Source organism: Gilliamella sp. wkB112 (genome assembly GCF_001690685.1).
In the GTDB taxonomy this organism is placed as follows: domain Bacteria; phylum Pseudomonadota; class Gammaproteobacteria; order Enterobacterales; family Orbaceae; genus Gilliamella; species Gilliamella apicola_J.
Genome location: NZ_LZGL01000017.1, coordinates 261,219 through 279,866 on the forward strand (window position 1 = coordinate 261,219; position 18,648 = coordinate 279,866).

Here is an 18,648-nt window from a genome sequence, read left to right on the forward strand (position 1 = left end):
ATGAGCGAATTAACTAATTATCAATTTACTATAAAGGCTTATGATCAATTAGGTGCAATAGAACGAATTCTACGAGTGGTTCGCCACCGTGGAGGCCACATTGAAAAGCTACAAATGCAAACTGCGGAACATAATACCTTAGTTTTAAACTTAGTATTAACTACTAAAAGATCGATTACAGCTTTGCAAAATCAATTAACAAAACTCGTTGATGTAATAACAATTGATTAATATTTTTTTATTACTACAAAATCAATAAAGTAATAAGTAACAATTAGATAAGTATATATTTATAAGTTAAACAAAGTAGAAAGTATAGTATAATGATTGACCGTTAATTAAAAAAGCACGCAACAATATACATACTTAACAATTAAGTAAAATTTGAGAGGAAAATAAAATGGGTTCTACAGCAAAATCTGATTATATTTGGTTTAATGGTGAAATGGTTCCATGGGCTGACGCCAAAGTACATGTAATGTCACATGCTTTACATTATGGAACTTCAGTGTTTGAAGGTGTTCGTTGCTATAATACGCATAAAGGCCCGGCTATTTTTCGACATAAAGAACATGCACAAAGATTATTAAATTCAGCCAAAATTTATCGCTTCCCTGTACCCTATTCTCTTGAAGAAATCATGGAAGCCACACGGGAAACCATCAGAAAAAACAAATTAGATAGTGCTTATATTCGCCCACTAGTATTTATTGGTGACGTTGGTATGGGGGTTAATCCACCAGATGGTTATAAAACAGATGTAATGATTGCAGCTTTTCCATGGGGTGCTTATTTAGGTGAAGATGCGTTAGATCTAGGCATTGATGCTATGGTATCCTCATGGCACCGCGTTGCTTCCAATACTATTCCTGCAGCGGCCAAAGCTGGGGGTAACTATTTATCTTCATTATTAATTGGTTCTGAAGCTCGTGCTAACGGATTCCAAGAAGGCTTAGCTTTAGATGTTCATGGTCACCTTTCAGAAGGTGCTGGCGAAAATGTATTTGTGATTAAAGATAAAGTGTTATATACACCAGTACTTTCATCTTCTGCCCTGCCAGGTATTACTCGTGATGCAGTATTAACCTTAGCTCGCGATTTAGGTATTGAAATTCGTGAACAAACATTATCCCGCGAAGCACTTTACTTAGCAGACGAAGTATTTATGACTGGTACCGCAGCTGAAATTACACCAGTCCGTAGTGTTGATCGTATTCAAGTAGGTATTGGTCGTTGTGGCCCAATAACTAAACAAATCCAACAAACTTTCTTCGGATTATTCAATGGTAAAACTGAAGATAAATATGGTTGGTTAGATCCAGTTAAATAATACAATATGCTCAAATCCACCGATAAGTTCGGTGGATATTTTTTTAAAATCGAATTAAGTATTCAAAAAAAATCAGTAGTTTACATAATAAAACTTGGGAGCAAGAAATGCCTAAATATCGTTCGGCAACCTCAGTTGAAGGTCGCAATATGGCAGGGGCCCGCGCCTTATGGCGTGCTACGGGCGTAAAAAATGAAGACTTCGGTAAACCCATTATCGCCGTGGTTAACTCATTCACTCAATTTGTACCAGGCCATGTCCATCTGAAAGATATTGGACAACTTGTTGCCAAACAAATTGAAAAATCTGGGGGTATTGCTAAAGAATTTAATACAATTGCGGTTGATGATGGCATTGCTATGGGACACGGGGGCATGCTCTACTCTCTTCCTTCAAGGGAATTAATTGCTGATTCTGTGGAATATATGGTAAATGCCCATTGTGCTGATGCTATGATCTGTATCTCAAACTGTGACAAAATTACTCCCGGAATGTTAATGGCATCATTGCGCCTTAATATCCCCACTATTTTTGTCTCTGGTGGTCCAATGGAAGCAGGAAAAACCAAACTTTCAGACCAAATTATCAAATTAGATCTGGTTGATGCCATGATCCAAAGTGCCAATCCCAATGTTAGTGATGATGATAGTAGAGCTATAGAAGAATCAGCTTGCCCAACCTGTGGTTCTTGCTCAGGCATGTTTACTGCTAACTCAATGAACTGTTTAACTGAAGCCCTTGGACTATCATTACCCGGTAATGGTTCACTCATTGCTACTCATAAACAACGTGAGCAATTATTTCTTAATGCAGCTAAACGTATTGTCGAAATTACTAAACGCTATTATGAGCACGATGATGAATCTTATTTACCACGATCCATTGCTACTAAAGCTGCTTATGAAAATGCCATGTCATTAGATATTGCCATGGGAGGATCGACTAACACTGTACTGCATTTATTAGCAACAGCCCAAGAAGGTGAGATAGATTTTACCATGTCGGATATTGATAAATTATCCCGTAAAGTTCCACATTTATGTAAAGTGGCACCTAGTACTGCTATCTACCATATGGAAGATGTTCACCGAGCTGGTGGTGTGGTGTCGATTATGTCTGAACTCGATAAAGCTGGACTACTTAATCGCAATGTACACAATGTTCTTGGCTTATCATTACCAGAAACATTTGCAAAATATGATATTACCCAAACTACTGATGAATCAGTGAAAAAAATGTATCGCAGTGGTCCAGCGGGTATTCGTACCACCAAAGCCTTTTCACAAGATTGTTATTGGGACTCGCTTGATGATGATCGTGAGAATGGATGTATCCGCGATAAAGCCCATGCTTATAGTCAAGATGGTGGACTTGCAACACTATATGGCAATGTTGCTTTGGATGGCGCAATTGTTAAAACCGCGAGTGTTGCTGCAGAAAATCTCGTTTTCAGAGGGCCAGCTAAAGTATTTGAAAGCCAAGAAGATGCCGTTGATGGGATTTTAGGTGGCAAAGTTGTTGCAGGTGATGTGGTCGTAATTATTTATGAGGGCCCTAAAGGTGGACCAGGCATGCAAGAAATGCTCTACCCAACCAGTTATTTAAAATCCATGGGACTAGGTAAAAAATGTGCCCTAATAACCGATGGAAGATTCTCTGGTGGTTCATCAGGTTTATCTATTGGTCATATTTCTCCGGAAGCAGCTAATGGAGGATTAATTGGCCTTGTGCGTGATGGCGATATTATTGATATTGATATTCCTAACCGTAAATTAGTTTTAGATGTACCAACTTCTGATCTTGAACGTCGACGTGTAGCTGAACTTGAACGTGGCGATAAAGCTTTTACGCCTCACAATCGAGATCGTTACGTCTCATTTGCACTCAAAGCATACGCCAGTTTAGCAACTAGTGCTGATAAAGGTGCTGTACGTGATAAAAGTAAATTAGGTGGCTAATTGTGAAACAACAAATTACAAATTTAACCGGTGCTGATTATTTAAAAGCAACACTCCGCTCAGCAGTTTATGATGTTGCCCAAGTCACACCGTTGGAAAAAATGGAAAAAATATCTTCAAGATTAAATAACCAAATTTTCGTCAAACGTGAAGACCGTCAACTGGTGCATAGCTTCAAAATCCGTGGAGCACAAGCAATGATTGCTAGTCTAAGTGCTGAAGAACGCCAGCGGGGAGTCATTGCTGCATCAGCGGGTAATCATGCTCAAGGAGTAGCTTTATCAGCGAGTAGATTAGGGATTAATTCATTAATTGTAATGCCACTCACTACTGCCGACATCAAAGTTGAAGCGGTAAAAAGTTTTGGTGGTGAAGTGCTCCTATATGGTGCTAACTTTGATGAAGCCAAAGCTAAAGCTCTAGAACTGGTTGAACAACAAAATCGCATTTTTATTCCGCCATTTGATCATCCTCTGGTTATCGCCGGGCAAGGTAGTATTGCCATGGAATTATTGCAACAAAATGCCAAACTCGATCGCATTTTTGTGCCAGTTGGTGGTGGTGGTTTAGCTGCTGGTATAGCTGTTTTAATCAAACAAATCATGCCATCAATTAAAGTCATTGCTGTAGAACCGGAAGATGCAGCCTGCTTAAAAACTGCATTAGATGCTGGTAAACCAGTTGATTTAGATCGCGTTGGTTTATTTGCTGAAGGTGTCGCTGTTAAACGCATTGGTGATGAAACTTTCAGACTCTGCCAAAAATATATTGATGACATTGTTACCGTGGATAGTGACGAGATTTGTGCCGCAGTAAAAGATCTATTTGATGATGTGCGTGCTATTGCTGAACCGTCAGGTGCAGTTGCTCTTGCGGGACTAAAAAAATATGTGGAACAACATAATATTTTTGGTGAAAACTTAGCACATGTTTTATCTGGTGCTAATTTAAACTTTCACAACTTACGTTACATTTCCGAACGTTGTGAATTGGGTGAAAAACGCGAAGTTTTACTAGCGGTAACTATTCCTGAAAAGCAAGGCAGTTTTTTAAGTTTCTGCCAATTGTTAGGAGGCCGTTCGGTAACAGAATTCAGCTACCGTTATCATGATGAGAATTTAGCTTGTATTTTTGTTGGGGTTAAGATTTCCAAAATCAACGAAAAAGATGAAATCATGCAAGAACTCACCTCCGCAGGTTACCAAGTAGTTGATTTAACTGAAGACGAAATGGCAAAATTACATGTCCGTTACATGATCGGTGGTAAACCATTTAAGCAATTGCAAGAACAAATATACAGCTTTGAATTCCCTGAATCGCAAGGTGCGTTACTCAAGTTTTTACAAACTCTAGGCACCAATTGGAATATTTCCATGTTCCATTACCGTAGTCATGGCACCGATTATGGCCGTGTATTGGCTGCTTTTGAAATTAATGAAAATAACAGTAATAATTTCAACGAACATTTAACCGAACTGGGTTATGGCTTCCATAATGAAACTGAAAATCCTTCGTTAAAACTATTTTTAACCAACCAACCTTAACTTCCCTAATAACGACTATTAGCTATTGCCAGTTATAGTCGTTTAACTCCCATTATCAAAAATACCACTTAATTAATAACAATAACTTGATAATTTATTTTGAAAATAACTCAATCTTCTGTTAAATTAATCACTTATTGGAATGAAGATATATATATGGAATTAGCATAATGCACAAAAAAGTAATTTTAGGTTTAACTTTGTCGACACCTTTATCTGCCATTGCATTGAATTTACAAGGAACGAATATATATTCTGATGAGGTTAATATCCCGACTACTGCTGGCGCAGGTATAATTATTGAAGAAGGTAGTAATACTACTTTTGAACAAAATGTCTCCATAAACTCATTATCAAATAACATGTTTACGGGGATAAGTGGTAATTCAGACACTGAGGCAGCCCCTTCTAAGACTATTTTCGAAAATGATCTTACCATTAATCTAAGACCAGATAACATGTACGGGTCAACAGCTATTAATCTATCTGGTCCTAATACTGTTACAGTTAATGGTAAAACTACACTTGATGCTAGCTTTTCACAAGCAATTGAAATAACTGATAATTCATCATTGATCTTAAACGGAGGAGCAGATATCAATGGTCGTATTGAGGTTACTGATAATGGAAAATTAGAACTTAATGATGAATCAATAATTAATGGTAATCTTTCTGCAAGGGATAAAGGAAAAATAAGTATAAATAGCGAATCTGAAATCAACGGTGATCTTATTGCATATGCAGAAGGAGAAATAATTTTAAATGGCGACTCTGTAATCAATGGTGAGCTCTCTGCGGAAGGAGAAGGAAAGATAATTTTAAATGGCGACGCTGAAATCAATAGCGAACTTTTTTATGTTTCAGATAACGGAGAAATACAAATTAATGGAGATTATACAATTACTGGTGAGCTTTTCGCTATGGCTAATGGGAAAATAAATTTAGAAAGCCAAGGAGACTCTGTAATCAATGGTAATATTACTATTGAAGAAGATGGAAGAATACAAATTAAGAATCAGAGTAAAACCACAATTAACGGTGAAATTAGTATTATGGGTGAAAATTCATCGCTAGTTATAGATGGAGAATCTGAAATCAATGATGCAATTTCTTCATTCTACGAAGGAGAAGTAATTATAAATGGTAAATCTAAAATAGATGGTAATCTGTCTTCATCCAGCGAAGGAGTGATAATTTTAAATGGTGAATCTGAAATCAATGGTGAAGTTAATGTTAGAGGACAAGGACTAATAGAAATCAACAATAAAAGCAAAATTACGAAAGATATTACTGTTGAGGACGAAAATTCATTACTACTTATAACAGACGATTCTGAAATTGACGCTAATATTTTTGTTGATGATAAAGCAAAGATAGAAATAAATAAAAAGGCTATAATTAATGGTTCTATTCATGCAGAGGATGAAGGGGAAATAAGTTTAAATGGTGATGCTGAAATTAACGGTAGCATTGTTGCTGAATACAATGGCAAAATAGAAATTAATAATGACTCTATAATCAGTGGTTATATTTTTGCTCACGATGAAGGCGGCATACAAATTAATAAGAAAGCTCAAATTATTGGAGCTATTGAAACGTTTGAAGATGGTAAAGTTGAACTTAATTTAGACTCTGGCTCAAAAATGCAGCTAGGAGCAAATAATCATATGTTCGATGATGAGCGCACCACTGGCGGTACAATAAACATAGCTCTTGCTAAAAATGCTTCTTGGGATATAACTAATAGTAAAACATACATTACTGAATTATCAGGTAACGGGAATATAAAATTTGCTGATATCCATTATAGTGATTCCTTTGGTGAACTAACTGTTATGGATTTAAAAGGGGGAGCTAATTTTGATATTCGCACAAACATTTATGAAGAACAGAATGATAAAATCATTGTAACTAACTCTGCGGAAGGAGCGCATACGATAAATGTAAACAATAATGGCGCTTCTAATACAAATGGTCAGGAAAAGCTAATTTTAGTAGAAATAGATAATAATGCACTTAATACCGCAACTTTTAAAACAACCCATGATGTTGAACTAGGTGGCTATGTATATAGTTTAAATAGAGATGGTAATAACTGGGTATTAACAGGTAGTCGTAAACCGATTGATCCCCCAGTTACTCCGGACAATCCAACAACTCCTGTCACGCCAGATGATCCAGTTATTCCTGATAACCCAGATAATCCAGTTATTCCTGATAACCCAGACAATCCTGTTACTCCTGATAACCCGGATAATCCTGTTACTCCTGATAACCCGGATAATCCTGTTACTCCTGATAACCCGGATACCCCTGTGACGCCAGATAATCCGAATAAACCGGTAATTACTACTACTGCCAATGCTAGCGCTGGATTCCTTAATGGCAACTACTTAATGAGCTACGTGGAAACACAAACACTATTAAAACGTTTAGGCGATATGCGTAATAGTGGTAAATTTGGTGATGTATGGATGCGTGGTTTTTCTGGCAAATTAGATTCATTTGCTGGTGGCAAATTAAGTAAATTCGATATGAGCTACCATGGTTTCCAATTTGGTGCCGATAAACAGTTATCTGAGGATTCTCCTTTTGTTGTTGGAGCGTTTGTCGGTCAAACTTATGGATCCCCTAATTACCGTAAAGGGGATGGTTCGTTACGCTCATTCAACACTGGTCTTTACACTACTTACTTAGGCAGTAATGGCTTCTACATTGATGTTGTGGGTAAATATGCGCGCCAACGCAATCATTTTAAAGTCAAAGACACTGCAAATAACAGGGTTCAAGGTACCGGACATACCAATGGTTTAGGCCTGTCAATGGAATTAGGTAAGAAATTTAATTTCAATGAGTTTTATATTGAACCACAAACGCAATTATCCTATAGCCACCAAAATGGTGCTTCGATAAATGCAACTAATGGTTTGCGAGTCAAATTAAGCAACTATAACTCCTTAATCGGCCGTGCTTCTACTTTATTTGGTTATGAAATTAATACCGAAAATAGTAATATCAACCTGTATGCTAAAACCGGGATTGTAAGTGAATTTAATGGTGACACTTACTATAAATTAAATAACAGCAAAGAAAACCACTCATTTAAAGGTAGCTGGTGGAATAATGGTGTGGGTATAAGCGCAAATATTAATCAACGACACACCATTTATTTTGATTTAGAAAGTTCATCAGGGCATAAATTTGATTTATTACAAGTTAATGGTGGCTACCGTTACTCTTTCTAACATTATGCTAGTAAGGAAAGTACCCATCACTAATAGTATTGAATTATAAATATATCCTCATTATTTGTGGATATATTTATAACTAATAAATTGTTAACTAAACAGTCTTTTGCAAAAACAAAATTAGTTATTTGTTATAATTGAATAACAATTATGCTTACTATTAATGCATAACCAATTATAAACACCTAGTGCTCTGACAATATTTTTATAATAAGATAGTTTACTTATACGGTTACAAATAAAATTAAAATTATGATCAGACTAGCCATAATCGGGACCAATTGGATCACTGACAAGTTTATTGAGGCAGCACTGCAAACCAACAAATATCAATTGTCAGCGGTCTACTCACGCAGTATTGATAAAGCACAACTATTTGCGAAAAAATATCATATTAGTACCATATATACCGATCTGATTCGTTTAGCTAAAAATCCTCAAATAGATGCCATCTATATTGCCAGCCCTAATTCATTGCATTTTGCACAAGCAAAGTTAATGCTCGAAAATGGTAAAGATGTGATTTGTGAAAAACCGTTGACTTCTAATTTAGAACAAACTAAGGCATTAATTGATATTGCCATTGACCGGCAACAAGTAATTTTTGAAGCACTAAAAACCTACCATTTACCTAACTACCAGCAAGTACGCAACTATTTACCAAAATTAGGCAAAATACGCAAAGTACTCTTAAATTATTGTCAATATTCTTCCCGCTATCCTAGTTATTTAAAAGGTGAAAATCCTAATACTTTCAACCCATTATTTTCTAATGGTTCAATAATGGATATTGGGGTTTATCCACTTAATTTCGCGATTGGTTTATGGGGTAAACCAACAACTATTTCAGCAACGTCATCCTTGCTTGAATCAGGTGTTGATGCGCATGGTTCGGTAGTCATGACGTATGACGATTTTGAAGTCATAATTTGGCATTCGAAAGTAAGTAATTCCTATATTCCTAGCGAAATTCAAGGGGAGGATGGCTCATTAATAATTAACCATTTATCCGTTTGCCAACAAGTAAGTTATCAACCAAGGCAAGCAGAGCTACAAGATATTTCAGTCAATCAAAATAGCAATGAAATGTATTACGAGGCAAACTACTTTGCCGAACTATGCCTACAGCGACAAATTATGCATAACGGTTTAAGTAACTCACTAACATCATCGGCATTACTTACCACAATAAGGCAACAAACCGGGGTGGTATTTCCTACTTGCATATAGTAATTTAATTTTAATCAAAAAACATGCACTAACTATTAATCCATAACATAGTCGTTGTATTTCTTATTTTTTTATCGAAACACATCCACGAATTAACACTGCGAAAATTGGTTGCTACTCTATTTTATGAAAATAATTAATCAACATTAAATTCAACAAAATAAAAGCAAAAACAGTAAAGCAGTGATAACGGGTCATAACCTGCTATCACTGCTAACAACAACTAATCACATAAACACTTTATGGGGTAACACAAGCAACGGCTATTTTTCCTCCATACCAATCCCAATCGTAATGCCAATCTATTCGACCATTATCACGATTTGCAGCATTATGGCTAGAATAATTACCTGCCCCTCCTGTATATTCAGTTGCCCAAACACCTGTGTGGTGACTATCCCCCTCCCATTCACTTCCAGCATAATAATCGGTATACAGATTTCCCCACTCATTCATTAATCCCCCCATTTTGTTTCTGGACTGATTTGTATTATCCCAAGCTATTTTTCTTGTAGCATACCCAGTGCCATTTGAGTAATCGGCTGAATCAGGTACTCTCCATTTAGGGGACGATGCTAAATTAGGGCAATAACGTGAAGCTCCATTCCAAGAAGATGAACTTAAATGTGCTATAAACCATCTATTAATTGTAAAATTATATAATAATTTATTGTTGCCATTTTTATTTGCAAAAATTTTAAATGTAGATGGGCTAAAAGAACCATTAGGGGCAGAATCAGTTAGCCCATGTAATGTAACGCGAACCACTTTACCTTGCGGTTGATTATTTTCTGGTGTTAATTCTAAAGTCACACCTTCACCACTTTCTGGTTGAATGATCGAACCATTGCTACTAATAATTTCTGCTGCTGTAATACCATCTACTATTAATTTAAAAAACAAATTATTAGAGCCAACCGTTGGAAAATTACTTTGAGGATTATTAATATTTTGCAATTTAAATCCATTCATAGGGTCCCATTGTTCAGCTGGGCCTGCATATTGCCCATCGCCAAAAGTTAAATTAGGTTGTGCGTAGCAAAAAATAGGTTCTTCAACTTTAGGGTAAAAATAATAAACATGTGAATTATCATCAATAGTCAATTGACTAGGTTTGCCATATTTTGTTTTTATCACTCCCTTTTTCAATTCAACTGTCAATGAATACGGTGCATCACATGGGGACGGTTTTGTCTTAGGATTAGATTTAACTTTACTACTAATATCTCGCCCATGATTATCTTTCCATGTTACCTGTAAAGCTCCCTTAATTTCAGATAAATTTGAAGGTACTAATTCATCGCCATCATCATCTTGCCAATAATTATAAGGCGCAACGACCAACTGATCAAAATCGATTTTTGGATAATTATCATTACCATCGGCAGGGAATGGAACATAAGTTTTAATATTTTCGAAAGTATCTGTACTTTCAATTATTATAGGACTTTCGGCTTTTGATGTATCTACAATAGAGTCAGGATAAGCATCATGTTCGGTAGGGATAAGTGAAGTACCATCAGGAAGAGTTATTCTTAATAAACCCAAAGCATTTGGACTAAATTCTCTAGTTATTCCATCATTAAAAGTTAAATATGGCAAGTTACCATTAATAACATTTTGAGTTGTTGCATTTAAAATACCAAAACAAAAACTAGGTAGTGATAAACAAAAAATTAAAAAACAACAGTTAATATATGAAAAAAAATTATAGTTTACCAGTGTTTCCTTGTTTCCTTGTTTCCTTGTTTCCTTGTTTCCTTGTTTCCTTGTTATATGATAGCATATTTCTTCCTTAAAATCAAGCATTTAATTGAATTTTATTGTTTTTTCGTTGTTTTATCCGGATTAAATAGATATATAAAATCAATATCTCTACATAAATCATTTTGTAGTATAAATATGAAAAAAGACTATTAAAAATGAATTTTTATAAAGATTTGTAAAGATCTTTGAAATCGGGTGGCAATTTTAGTTAAGATTAATAAAAATTGGTGTTGCCTATATGTTACGATAGTTTGTTGATAGGCCACACCTAATTAGCCAAACACTCTGGAGGAAATAAAATTATTTAATCTGATCGATATAGTCTTTGACAATACCAATACTATTAGCAAAAAGCTGTTTTTCATTATCGGAAAAATCAAGCTCTATGATTTTCTTAATGCCATGTTGATCCAAAATAGCCGGCACACCAATAGCAACATCCTTATAACCATACTCGCCATTCAAAATACAACTTAAGGCTAAAGCACGGTGACTATTAGTAAAAATATGCTGACAAATTTCAGTAATGGTACTGCTAATACCATATTCGGTACAATGCTTATATTTAACTATTTCAAAACCTTTATTTTTTGCCGCCGTTCCAATCTCCGCAAAATCAATCCTATTCTTATCTAATTGATTTAATTGGATACCATAAACTGATGAATGTGACCACACTGGGAATTGGGAATCACCATGTTCACCAACAATAAAAGCATCAATACTTTGCGGTCCAATATCCATCTGTTCGCCTAATAATCGGCGTAAGCGCACCGTATCTAACCACACTCCGGTACCAATAACTCTATGACGTGGCAAACCCGATAATTTCCAAACTTGGTAAGTAATGGCATCACAAGGGTTAGTGGCAATTAAAAAAATACCTTTAAAACCATTTTTCATCATATTTGGTACAATACTAGCAACAATTTTGGAAGTACCTGCCAACTCCTCTGCCCTACTTTTTTGTGCTAACCCGGAAGTAACGGTAATAATAGCAATATCAATATCGGCACAATCAGTGGATTCACGCAAACTAACTTTAATCATATTTTGTCGATAAGCCGCCGCATCTAATAAGTCTTGGGCATGCCCATAAGCTAAATCATTATTAAGATCAACCAGAGCAATTTCTTCACAAATTCCACGATTAACAAACGTATAAGCTGTTGTCGAGCCCACATTACCCACACCAATAATCATCACTTTACGCAGTTTCATTTTGCACCTCATCTGAGTTAAGTTTACCCATTAACATTGAAAATCGAATAATACTTAAAAGACATCTAATACTTAAGTAATCTTATACCTATAGATAATCAACGAGCAAGAACAAGATCGTTAATTTCTTATGTAATTATTTATAACTCACTATTAATATTAGTGAAAATAATTGATTGCGGATAGATACACGTACTTAATAGGTGTGTTTTTTACTAACTCAATTCGCACTTAGATGTTGAATATAAGAAAAATCTATATTAAAACATATAGCTGACCTGAAACTTCTTTACAAGAATGTCTTTCTGTGAAAGGGTTTATGAATATGTTAGGGTTAATAAACTAGTAAATTTTTTGTTATTTAGTTTCTAATCTATAATGTGGTTGTTACAAAAAATTAGTACCTAATCTACTGAGCAGTTTTAATCTCAGGACTAAAATCAAAAATCCCAGTTTTCAGACTAAGATTTTTTTGCCGATATAACTATTTTAATAATATTTCTGGTGTAGCAAATCCTGTCCCCAAATCTATTTTATATAAGCCTGTATTCCAACTTACGGCTTTTAAATTATTTTCTTTAAACAAAATGTCAACAAATCCTCCTGAAATCAATAAATCTGAGTGAACTATCCATTTGATATCTTCTTTTCTATCTAACAAAAAAATATTTTTTGATGCTAATTGTTTATTGTCTTTAAAAAATGGATCAAAAAAATCTAACAATACAACACAATTATCATTATCTATCTGAATGATCTTTATAGCCTTTTCTATAAGATTGTTTTTTATACCCATTATTTTAATGGCCATATATTTTTAAAGTTTGAGTTTGAAATTCTATTTAAATATTCATGCTGAATTCTACCTTTATTTTGCTCACCTAAATCAAGTTAAGTTACAGCTCTGCATATTTGCAGAGTACTGCTGATATTTGACATCAACTATATGTGTTAGCTTTTAGGTAAAATCAAAAACTACTGTCTTTATTATGTCATAACCTACTTATTCCCTTTTACTTTTCAAACTGAATCTATGTGCGTTTTTTTCCTTTTAACTTAACCATACAACCGATTAATTAAATAGTGCTAATTGTCTGCTATTTTCATTGATTTTTTCCCAAAATAGGTTAAATATTAACTAATTATTTTTTATATCATTACAAAAAAAAAGGAATTGACAATTATTTTATAAATAATAATAATTCTCATTACCATTTAAGTGAATTATATTTATAGCTTTTTTAATGTAAATGTAACTAGTGTAATTGATAATGAATACAATTTGATTCAGGCATTACTAGTTTTATTTTAAAGTAGCGTTATTGTTAAGTATATTTAAACAACAGGAGTGACTAATGGGATTCAATTTCTTGCTAAACCAAAAGAAATTCTTTTTAATAATTTTTACTTTCCTGATGATTAGCTGTGGATTTGCAAATTCAGCCTTAGCCGCTAACAAAAAATTTAAAGTGGTTACCACTTTCACCATTATTCAAGATATTGCCAAAAATGTTGCTGGTGATGCAGCAACAGTTGAATCAATCACCAAAGTTGGGGCCGAAATTCATGAATATGAACCTACCCCGCAAGACATTGTGAGAGCACAATCGGCTGATTTAGTGTTATGGAATGGTTTAAACTTAGAACGTTGGTTTGAACGTTTTTTTGAAGATATTAAAGATGTCCCTGCAGTGGTTGTAACTGCAGGTATTGATCCCATGCCAATTCAAGAAGGCAGTTATAAAGGTAACCCTAATCCTCATGCTTGGATGTCGCCTACCTTAGCTCTAATCTATATTGATAATATTCGTGCGGCTTTAGTTAAGTACGATCCAGATAATGCCAATGTTTATAACCAAAATGCGACTGATTATGCTGCCAAAATTAAAGCGCTTGATGCACCATTGCGTGAGCGTTTAGCCAAAATCCCCGCAGAACAGCGTTGGTTAGTCACCAGTGAAGGCGCCTTTAGCTATTTAACCCGAGATTATAATCTTAAAGAAGCTTATTTATGGCCAATTAATGCCGAACAACAAGGCACGCCGAAGCAAGTAAAACATGTGATCGATTTAGTCAGAGCTAACAATATTCCAGTGGTATTTAGTGAAAGTACTATTTCCAATAAACCGGCTATTCAGGTAAGCCAAGAGACTAATGCCAAATATGGTGGTGTTTTATATGTGGATTCGCTGTCAACCCAAGATGGGCCTGTACCAACCTATATTGATTTATTGAAAGTTACTGTAGAAACTATAGCCAAAGGGTTTGAAAAATAATGCCGAATATTTGTTTAAATGTTGATAACATTACCGTCACTTATAATAATGGTCATACAGCTATTCATGATGCCAGTTTTACTCTAAATGGTGGCACCATTTGTGCCTTAGTTGGCGTTAATGGGAGTGGTAAATCGACACTATTTAAAAGCATCATGGGAATGGTGCGCCCAACTATGGGTCATGTCAATGTAAATAATACCCCCATCAAACAAGCGTTAAAGCAAAATATTATTGCCTATGTACCACAAACTGAGGAGGTCGATTGGGACTTTCCGGTTTTGGTCTCTGATGTGGTAATGATGGGGCGCTATGGGCATATGTCTTTTCTGCGAATACCCAGTCAAGAAGATAAAAAACAAGTAGAAATAGCCCTTGAGCGCGTCAATATGACTGAGTTTAAACATCGGCAAATTGGAGAATTATCGGGAGGGCAAAAAAAGCGAGTATTTTTAGCGCGTGCTCTTGCCCAGCAGGGTAAAGTGCTGTTATTAGATGAACCTTTTACTGGGGTGGATGTCAAAACGGAAAATGCAATTATCGATCTTTTAAAGGATCTGCGTAGCGAGGGGCATTTAGTTTTAGTTTCTACCCATAATCTTGGTAGCGTGCCAGAATTTTGCGATCAAGTGGTGTTAATTAATCAAACGGTGCTAGCATTTGGGCCAACTGAAACAACGTTTACGCCAGAAAATTTAATGACCACTTTTGGTGGTACATTGAGGTATTTAAGTTTATCTGGCGACAAATTGCATGAGGACTCCGATCCACGTAAAGTCTCAGTATTGACGGATGATGAACGTGCAGCAATATTTTATGGTGAAGGTAAACATGATTCACCCCATCAAGATTTGCTAGTTGAACATACTGATAATAAACCACAAGGACAAGGCTAAATGGAACTATTATTTGAGCCATTTACTTATGGCTATATGCTTAAAGCGATATGGGTAAGTTGCATTGTAGGTGCGGCCTGTGCTTTTTTATCGGCGTTTTTAATGTTAAAAGGTTGGTCGTTAATGGGAGATGCTCTTTCGCATTCAGTGGTTCCTGGCGTTGCCGGTGCTTATGCCCTTGGTCTACCTTATTCAATCGGCGCTTTTTTCACCGGGTTGTTGGCAGCCCTTGCCATTGCCCTTATTCGTGCATTTACGCGTTTGAAAGAAGATGCCGTTATCGGTTTTATCTTCTCTACTTTTTTTGCTATTGGTTTGTTAATTATTTCGTTAAATCCAATTTCAGTTAATGTGCAAACCATTATTTTTGGTAATATTTTAGGTATTGCCGATAGCGATATGTGGCAAGTACAAATCATTATTTTAATCTCATTTATTTTACTGTTTTTTCTATGGAAAGATTTGCTGGTGACTTTTTTTGATGAAGTACATGCGCGATCGATCGGTTTAAACCCATTGCGCTTAAAAATCCTGTTTTTTACTATTTTAAGCGCTTGTACCGTCGCGGCACTACAAACCGTGGGGGCTATTTTAGTTATCGCCATGGTGGTCACTCCAGGAGCAACCGCATATCTACTGACTAATCGTTTTTCGCGGTTACTTATTATTTCCGTAATCATTGGTGGCTTAACCAGTGCCATTGGCGCATGGTTCAGCTATTTTTTAAATGGTGCTACTGGTGGTGTAATCGTGACATTACAAACACTTATTTTCATAGCTGCGTTCCTGTTTGCCCCACAGCATGGTTTGATTCCTAATCGATTAAGGATTAAGCGCAACCAATTAAATAAGGCGGCCAATATATGATGGAGTTATGGGATTTTATTAGCCACCCTTTCACCTATGCCTTTATGCAACGGGCAATTTTAGCAGCACTAGCTACCGGATTTGTGTGCGCTTTGTTGTCCTGCTTTTTGGTACTAAAAGGTTGGTCGTTAATGGGCGATGCGATTTCACATGCAGTACTACCGGGTATTGTGCTGGCTTATTTAGCTGGTATTCCGATTATTATTGGCGCTTTTGCTTCTGGCTTATGCTGTTCGGTAGCCACTGGTTACATTAAAGAAAACTGCCGCGTAAAAGAAGATACCGTTATGGGGATTGTTTTTTCAGGGATGTTTGCCTTTGGCTTAGTACTATTTTCTAAGGTCGACACTTCGCAACACTTAAATCACATCTTATTCGGTAATGTACTGGGTACCACTTACGCCGAATTAGGCCAGATATTGACTATTGCGATTATCGTTTCAATTTTAGTGATTATTAAACGCCGTGATCTGATGCTATTTTGTTTTGATCCAGTACAAGCTAAAGTGATCGGTTTACCTGTCAAAATTTTGCATTATGGCTTACTTAGCGTTTTGGCCTTAACTATTGTAGCCTCGCTACAAGCTGTTGGCGTGATATTGGTTATCGCCATGTTAATTGCACCCGGCATCACCGCCTTTTTATTATGCAAACGTTTTGAATTAATGTTAATTATTGCGATTATTGTTTCGGTATTTTCAACAGTGACCGGGACTTTGATTAGTTTTTATATTGATGGTGCTACTGGTGCCTGTATTGTTATTTTACAAGCAACTATTTTTATCTTGGCTCAGTGTTATCGTCTTATTGTTAATCACGTCAAGCAAAGCAATAGGTTTAATCCGGCATAAAGTTATTAGTATTTAGATGATGACTTACTCATCATCTAAATATTTACTAGCATCAGCATAGTTGTCAAAGCGTGAGAAATGACCTTGGAATTTTAAACGGACTTTACCAATTGGACCATTACGTTGTTTGCCTAAAATAATTTCGGCAATACCTTTGTGCTCGGAAGCTTCATTATATACTTCGTCGCGATAGATAAACATGATCACATCCGCATCTTGTTCGATTGAGCCGGATTCACGTAGATCCGAGTTTACCGGCCGTTTGTCACCACGCTGTTCTAAGCTACGATTAAGTTGTGAAAGTGCCACTACCGGAATTTGTAACTCTTTGGCTAATGCTTTTAATGAACGCGAGATTTCAGCAATTTCTAAAGTACGATTTTCGGAGATATTAGGTACTCGCATTAATTGCAAATAATCAACCATGATCATGCTTAAACCTTTATGTTCACGATAAATTCGCCGAGCTCGTGAACGTAATTCCATTGGTGTTAAACCAGAGGAATCATCAATATAGATATTCTTTTTCTCCAGCAATAACCCCATAGTACTAGAAATCCTCGCCCAATCATCATCTTGCAATTGACCTGTTCGAATGCGGGTTTGATCAACGCGTGACAATGATGCCAACATACGCATCATGATTTGATCTGCAGGCATTTCCAAACTAAAAATTAACACTGGTTTTTCTTGCATCATCGCTGCATTTTCACACAAATTCATGGCAAAAGTGGTTTTACCCATGGATGGGCGCGCGGCAACAATAATCAAATCTGAACGCTGCAAACCTGCAGTCTTTTTATCCAAATCAATAAACCCGGTAGCTACACCCGTCACACCATCATGCGGACGTTGGAAGAGTTCTTCGATTTTAGCCACTGTTGTTTCCAACACTTCAGTGATACTTTTAGGGCCTTCCCCTTGTTTAGTACGGCTTTCAGCAATTTGGAAGATTTTGCTTTCGGCTAAATCTAAAATTTCAGTACTATCGCGCCCTTCGGGGGAATAACAGTTATCAGCAATTTCATTGGAAGCACTAATCAATTCCCGTAAAATAGCTTGTTGACGTATAATATCACTATAAGCCACAACATTAATGGCACTAGGCGTATTTTTAGAAAGCTCAGCCAAGTAGGCAAAGCCACCAACATCAGCTAATACACCTTTGCTTTCCAAGCTTTCAGACAATGTAATTAAATCAATCGGCGTACCTTTACTAATCAAGGTATGCATTTCGGAAAAAATCAATTGGTGATGGCGAGAATAAAAATCACGCTCAGTAATCATCTCAGCAACTGTATCCCAACGTTGATTGTCAATCATTAAACTGCCTAATACCGCTTGTTCTGCTTCAATAGAATGCGGTGGTAATTTTAAATTGTGCAGATTTGATTTTTTCGCATCTTTACTGGTATTTATTTCATCAGTATTCATTGCATTCATTTTTCTCTATGTTTAAT

General features: G+C 36.0%; 14 protein-coding genes. 10 read left to right on the forward strand and 4 right to left on the reverse strand.

Features of this window, described 5'->3' with window-relative positions; translation table 11 throughout:
- The 6 genes from ilvM (at position 1) to A9G12_RS07925 (ending at position 9,310) form a co-directional block, all read left to right on the forward strand.
- Positions 1-231 carry an acetolactate synthase 2 small subunit gene (gene ilvM, locus A9G12_RS07900; protein ID WP_065565301.1) on the forward strand — a complete coding sequence of 77 codons (231 nt, stop codon included), beginning with the start codon at positions 1-3 and terminating at the stop codon, positions 229-231.
- A 169-nt stretch (positions 232-400) separates the two neighbouring features.
- On the forward strand, positions 401-1,330 hold the full coding sequence (locus tag A9G12_RS07905) for a branched-chain amino acid transaminase (RefSeq protein WP_065565302.1): 930 nt from the start codon (positions 401-403) through the stop codon (positions 1,328-1,330).
- A gap of 107 nt (positions 1,331-1,437) precedes the next feature.
- Complete coding sequence (gene ilvD / locus A9G12_RS07910; protein WP_065565303.1) at positions 1,438-3,288, forward strand: dihydroxy-acid dehydratase; 1,851 nt, start codon at positions 1,438-1,440, stop codon at positions 3,286-3,288.
- A gap of 2 nt (positions 3,289-3,290) precedes the next feature.
- Entirely contained in the window at positions 3,291-4,832 is a 1,542-nt protein-coding gene (ilvA, locus tag A9G12_RS07915; RefSeq protein WP_255306605.1) for a threonine ammonia-lyase, biosynthetic, read from the forward strand.
- Positions 4,833-5,002: 170 nt separating this feature from the next.
- A complete protein-coding gene (locus A9G12_RS07920) occupies positions 5,003-8,077 on the forward strand; it encodes an autotransporter outer membrane beta-barrel domain-containing protein (protein WP_065565305.1) in 3,075 nt (1,024 codons plus the stop codon).
- Between the two features lie 255 nt (positions 8,078-8,332).
- Positions 8,333-9,310 (forward strand): Gfo/Idh/MocA family protein, encoded by a 978-nt coding sequence (locus A9G12_RS07925; RefSeq protein ID WP_065565306.1) that lies wholly within the window; start codon positions 8,333-8,335, stop codon positions 9,308-9,310.
- Between the two features lie 240 nt (positions 9,311-9,550).
- Here A9G12_RS07925 and A9G12_RS07930 read toward each other — a convergent pair whose 3' ends face one another.
- The 3 genes from A9G12_RS07930 to A9G12_RS07940 form a co-directional block, all read right to left on the reverse strand.
- On the reverse strand, positions 9,551-10,912 hold the full coding sequence (locus tag A9G12_RS07930; protein ID WP_141674125.1) for a hypothetical protein: 1,362 nt from the start codon (positions 10,910-10,912) through the stop codon (positions 9,551-9,553).
- 465 nt (positions 10,913-11,377) lie between these two features.
- Complete coding sequence (locus tag A9G12_RS07935; protein WP_065565308.1) at positions 11,378-12,298, reverse strand: L-lactate dehydrogenase; 921 nt, start codon at positions 12,296-12,298, stop codon at positions 11,378-11,380.
- Between the two features lie 484 nt (positions 12,299-12,782).
- Complete coding sequence (locus A9G12_RS07940) at positions 12,783-13,109, reverse strand: hypothetical protein (RefSeq protein ID WP_065565309.1); 327 nt, start codon at positions 13,107-13,109, stop codon at positions 12,783-12,785.
- A 604-nt stretch (positions 13,110-13,713) separates the two neighbouring features.
- Here A9G12_RS07940 and A9G12_RS07945 point away from each other — a divergent pair.
- The 4 genes from A9G12_RS07945 to A9G12_RS07960 are packed head-to-tail and all read left to right on the forward strand — an operon-like array spanning position 13,714 to position 17,188.
- Positions 13,714-14,574 carry a metal ABC transporter substrate-binding protein gene (locus tag A9G12_RS07945; protein WP_065565604.1) on the forward strand — a complete coding sequence of 287 codons (861 nt, stop codon included), beginning with the start codon at positions 13,714-13,716 and terminating at the stop codon, positions 14,572-14,574.
- A complete protein-coding gene (locus A9G12_RS07950) occupies positions 14,574-15,470 on the forward strand; it encodes a manganese/iron ABC transporter ATP-binding protein (RefSeq protein ID WP_065565310.1) in 897 nt (298 codons plus the stop codon). Before A9G12_RS07945 ends, A9G12_RS07950 begins: the two co-directional genes overlap by 1 nt.
- Positions 15,471-16,337 carry a metal ABC transporter permease gene (locus A9G12_RS07955; RefSeq protein WP_065565311.1) on the forward strand — a complete coding sequence of 289 codons (867 nt, stop codon included), beginning with the start codon at positions 15,471-15,473 and terminating at the stop codon, positions 16,335-16,337. It begins immediately after the preceding gene.
- The gene (locus A9G12_RS07960; protein ID WP_065565312.1) at positions 16,334-17,188 is read left to right on the forward strand and encodes a metal ABC transporter permease; all 855 of its coding nucleotides are present in this window, start codon (positions 16,334-16,336) and stop codon (positions 17,186-17,188) included. Before A9G12_RS07955 ends, A9G12_RS07960 begins: the two co-directional genes overlap by 4 nt.
- A gap of 24 nt (positions 17,189-17,212) precedes the next feature.
- Here the strand turns inward: A9G12_RS07960 and dnaB are convergent, their stop codons facing one another.
- The gene (gene dnaB / locus A9G12_RS07965) at positions 17,213-18,622 is read right to left on the reverse strand and encodes a replicative DNA helicase (protein ID WP_065565605.1); all 1,410 of its coding nucleotides are present in this window, start codon (positions 18,620-18,622) and stop codon (positions 17,213-17,215) included.
- Between the last annotated feature and the right edge of the window lie 26 nt (positions 18,623-18,648).

What these genes read in the sequence shown, in the direction of transcription:
- ilvM (WP_065565301.1), top strand. Translation starts at nt 1, where the DNA reads ATGAGCGAATTAACTAATTATCAATTTACTATAAAGGCTTATGATCAA.
- A9G12_RS07905 (WP_065565302.1), top strand. Translation starts at nt 401, where the DNA reads ATGGGTTCTACAGCAAAATCTGATTATATTTGGTTTAATGGTGAAATG.
- ilvD (WP_065565303.1), top strand. Translation starts at nt 1,438, where the DNA reads ATGCCTAAATATCGTTCGGCAACCTCAGTTGAAGGTCGCAATATGGCA.
- A9G12_RS07920 (WP_065565305.1), top strand. Translation starts at nt 5,003, where the DNA reads ATGCACAAAAAAGTAATTTTAGGTTTAACTTTGTCGACACCTTTATCT.
- A9G12_RS07925 (WP_065565306.1), top strand. Translation starts at nt 8,333, where the DNA reads ATGATCAGACTAGCCATAATCGGGACCAATTGGATCACTGACAAGTTT.
- A9G12_RS07935 (WP_065565308.1), bottom strand. Translation starts at nt 12,298, where the DNA reads ATGAAACTGCGTAAAGTGATGATTATTGGTGTGGGTAATGTGGGCTCG.
- A9G12_RS07940 (WP_065565309.1), bottom strand. Translation starts at nt 13,109, where the DNA reads ATGGCCATTAAAATAATGGGTATAAAAAACAATCTTATAGAAAAGGCT.
- A9G12_RS07945 (WP_065565604.1), top strand. Translation starts at nt 13,714, where the DNA reads ATGATTAGCTGTGGATTTGCAAATTCAGCCTTAGCCGCTAACAAAAAA.
- A9G12_RS07950 (WP_065565310.1), top strand. Translation starts at nt 14,574, where the DNA reads ATGCCGAATATTTGTTTAAATGTTGATAACATTACCGTCACTTATAAT.
- A9G12_RS07955 (WP_065565311.1), top strand. Translation starts at nt 15,471, where the DNA reads ATGGAACTATTATTTGAGCCATTTACTTATGGCTATATGCTTAAAGCG.
- A9G12_RS07960 (WP_065565312.1), top strand. Translation starts at nt 16,334, where the DNA reads ATGATGGAGTTATGGGATTTTATTAGCCACCCTTTCACCTATGCCTTT.
- dnaB (WP_065565605.1), bottom strand. Translation starts at nt 18,622, where the DNA reads ATGAATACTGATGAAATAAATACCAGTAAAGATGCGAAAAAATCAAAT.